This window comes from Nocardioides panacihumi (assembly GCF_039530925.1).
GTDB classification, from domain to species: domain Bacteria; phylum Actinomycetota; class Actinomycetes; order Propionibacteriales; family Nocardioidaceae; genus Nocardioides; species Nocardioides panacihumi.
Genome location: NZ_BAAAPB010000001.1, coordinates 1,129,498 through 1,132,667 on the forward strand (window position 1 = coordinate 1,129,498; position 3,170 = coordinate 1,132,667).

A 3,170-nucleotide genomic window follows, 5' to 3' on the forward strand; every position below is an offset into this window, starting at 1 on the left:
CACGGGATCCGGTCGCGCATCTTGGCGCCGGCGTACTGCAGGATGCCCTGACCCAGCGACGCCGCGACGATCACGATGAACAGCGCGCCGAGCGAGACCCACACGCTCGGCGACGCGTCGCCGAGCGCCTTCGGCGCCAGCCAGACCCCGACCAGACCGCCGAGCAGCAGCCCGCCGGTCGCGAAGGCACCGGTGATGAAGCCCTGCCAGTAGCCGGACAGCGCATAGGCGAGGACCAGGACGACCAGCACCCAGTCGATCCAGTTCACGAGTCCTCCAGCCATTCCTTCACATCCCTGCCGCCGGCGCGCTCGCGGCCACCGAGCATGTACGCCGGCAGCTCGACCTCCGGCGCGTCCGGCATGTCGTCGATCCAACCGAGGAATCCGAGGAACCGTTGCACGACACCCGCGGTGAACCCCCAGAGGATGACGTCCTTGTCCGGTCCGATGAGGAATCCGGGCGTGACCCAGCCCTGCCGCGGCGAGCGGACGATGATCCGGTGGGCCGGATCGCGCAGCTCGCTGATCGGCACGCGGTAGACGGCGTGCACCTCGTCGACGCTGGCCGGCTCGACGTCGTGCGGAGCCTCCCACCAGGCGACGATCGGCGTGACGGCGTTGTCGCTGGGCGGCAGGTAGAGCTCGGGCAGCTCGCCGAGCACGTCGACACCGTCCGGCGCGACCCCGGCCTCCTCCTCGGCCTCGCGCAGCGCCGCCTCGACGGCCGTCTCACCCGGGTCGAGCCTGCCTCCGGGGAACGAGACCTGACCCGGGTGGGAGCGCATCGTGTGGGCACGCTCGGTGAGCAGGAGGTCGGGCCCGGACGCACCCTCGCCGAAGAGCATCAGCACCGCGGAGCGTCTCGGTGTCGCGCCGGAAGGCACGCCGAAGACGGTCAGGTCGCGCCAGGTGATCTCGTCGAGCGCGGCCACCACCGGGTCGAGCCAGTGCGGACGGGTCACAGGCGGGTCCCCAGCTGCTTCTCCACCAGCGCGACGACCTCGTCGAGCGAGGCCAGGCCGCCCGCGACAGGCTTGCTGAGCGTCCCGTCGGCCGAGAGGAAGAAGAAGGTCGGATAGCCGCGGACCGTCAGTGCGGTGCCCTGCAGGTCGACGCCGGGATCGGCGACCAGCGGGTAGGTGACGCCCGACCGCTTGGCCAGCTCGAGCGCGGAGCCGGGCTGGGTGTCGGCCGAGTCGATGCCGAGGACGCCGACGCGGTCGCCGTACTTCTTGTAGAACGCGGCGAGCGCGGGCATCTCCTTGCGGCACGGCCCGCACGAGGCGGCCCAGAAGTTGAGCAGGAGCGGCCCCTTCAGCGTCGAGAGGTCGACGCGCCGGCCGCCGCCCAGGCAGGGCAGCGACTTCGACGGCAGTCCGCCGTCCGTCGTGGCAGCGGCGGGACAGTCCTCGATGCCGGCCCGGGCCTTGAGCGTGCGATAGGCGGGGGTGTCGACCTTGACGTTGGACTCATTGGGGGGCGTGAGCTCGGTCGCGCCGCCATGACAGGCGGAGGTCACGACGAGCACCGCGAGTGCGACCAGGGCGAGGGCCGCGCGCCGCATCAGTTCGGCCCCTCGGTGCGCACGAGGGCGGCGGCCGCGATCGGGTCGGTCGGGCCGGCGCCGTACGACGGGCACAGCTTGGCCACCGGGCAGGCGCCGCACGCCGGCTTCTTCGCGTGGCAGACCCGGCGGCCGTGCCAGATCAGGTGGTGGCTGAGCATCGTCCAGTCGCGCTTCGGGAAGAGCGCGCCGACCGCGTGCTCGACCTTCACCGGGTCGGTCTCGGCCGTGAAGCCGAGCCGGCGCGCGAGCCGCCCGAAGTGGGTGTCGACGGTGATGCCGGGGATGTCGAAGGCGTTGCCCAGCACGACGTTGGCGGTCTTGCGGCCGACGCCGGGGAGCTTGACGAGCGCGTCGAGGGACGGCGGCACCTGGCCGTCGTGGTCGGCCACGAGGGCCGCGCTCAGCTTGAGCAGCGCATCGGTCTTCGCGCGGAAGAAGCCGAGCGGGCCCACGATCGCCTCGAGGGCGGCCCGGTCGGCACCCGCCATCGCCTTCGCGTCGGGGTAGGCCGCGAACAGCGTGGGCCGCACGGCGTTGACGCGCTTGTCGGTCGTCTGTGCCGACAGCACCGTCACGACGAGGCACTCGAAGGGGTTGTCGAAGTCGAGCTCGGCCTTCGCGTCGGGATAGGTCGCCGCGAGGATGCGATCGATCTTCCGCGCACGGCGCACGAGCGCCGTCGCGGTCTCGACGGCGCTCGGGGAGGGACTGGCTGACGGGCCCGGCACGGGGCAAGGGTACGGCGCGTCGCCGACATCGCCAGCCACCGCACCGACCCGCCCGTGGCGACCACGAGGCAGTCCCAACGGGAGGGCGTCCACGCTGTGAGGAATTCCACTGGCTAGGATCCTGCTGAGGGCCCTGCTGTCTGGGTGGGGTCGACAGCTTCAGGAGGTTGGGGTGGACAACGACGTACTCCGTCAGGCGCCGCTGTTCAGCGCGCTCGACGACGAGGCGATGGCGGCCCTCCACGCGTCGATGGCAGAGACCAAGCTGCGCCGCGGGGACGTGCTCTTCCACGAGGGGGACACGGGCGACAAGCTGTACGTCGTGCTCGAGGGCAAGGTGAAGCTCGGGCGTACGTCGTCCGACGGCCGCGAGAACCTGCTGGCGATCATGGGTCCCGGTCAGATGTTCGGTGAGCTCTCGCTCTTCGACCCCGGCCCGCGCTCCGCGACCGTCACCGCCGTCACCGACGCGACGTTCGCGTCGCTGTCGCACGAGGACCTCCTCCGCTGGCTCGAGGGCCGTCCCGTCGTCGCCCGCGGCCTGCTCGCCCAGCTCGCCGGCCGGCTGCGCAAGGCCAACGACGTCGTCGCCGACCTGGTCTTCTCCGACGTGCCCGGCCGGGTCGCCAAGGCGCTGCTCGACCTCGCCGACCGCTTCGGCCGCACCGCCGACGACGGCGTCCACGTGCACCACGACCTCACCCAGGAGGAGCTCGCCCAGCTGGTCGGCGCCTCCCGCGAGACGGTCAACAAGGCGCTCGCCGACTTCGCGTCGCGTGGCTGGCTGCGCCTCGAGCCGCGCAGCGTGGTCATCATGGACGTCGAGCGAATGGCCCGCCGCGCCCGATAGTCGCCGAGAGGTCAATCCCAACG

4 protein-coding genes and 1 pseudogene are annotated in these 3,170 nt (G+C 71.9%); 1 reads left to right on the forward strand and 4 read right to left on the reverse strand.

Translation table 11 applies throughout. The annotated features are described in order from the left end of the window. The 4 genes and pseudogenes from ABD205_RS05400 to nth form a co-directional block, all read right to left on the reverse strand. A pseudogene (locus ABD205_RS05400) lies at positions 1 to 284 on the reverse strand (MarP family serine protease); the annotation flags it as partial. Next, positions 266 to 964 (reverse strand): NUDIX hydrolase, encoded by a 699-nt coding sequence (locus ABD205_RS05405; protein ID WP_344043175.1) that lies wholly within the window; start codon positions 962 to 964, stop codon positions 266 to 268. The pseudogene ABD205_RS05400 and the gene ABD205_RS05405, both read right to left, overlap by 19 nt. After that, positions 961 to 1,566 (reverse strand): TlpA family protein disulfide reductase, encoded by a 606-nt coding sequence (locus ABD205_RS05410; RefSeq protein WP_344043176.1) that lies wholly within the window; start codon positions 1,564 to 1,566, stop codon positions 961 to 963. Before ABD205_RS05410 ends, ABD205_RS05405 begins: the two co-directional genes overlap by 4 nt. Further along, a complete protein-coding gene (nth, locus tag ABD205_RS05415; protein WP_344043178.1) occupies positions 1,566 to 2,297 on the reverse strand; it encodes an endonuclease III in 732 nt (243 codons plus the stop codon). The genes ABD205_RS05410 and nth overlap by 1 nt, the downstream gene beginning before the upstream one ends. A 172-nt stretch (positions 2,298 to 2,469) precedes the next feature. On the opposite strand from nth, the gene ABD205_RS05420 reads away from it, so the two are divergent. Then, positions 2,470 to 3,147, forward strand: coding sequence for a Crp/Fnr family transcriptional regulator (locus ABD205_RS05420; protein ID WP_425572780.1), 678 nt, complete (start codon positions 2,470 to 2,472; stop codon positions 3,145 to 3,147). Positions 3,148 to 3,170: the final 23 nt, after the last annotated feature.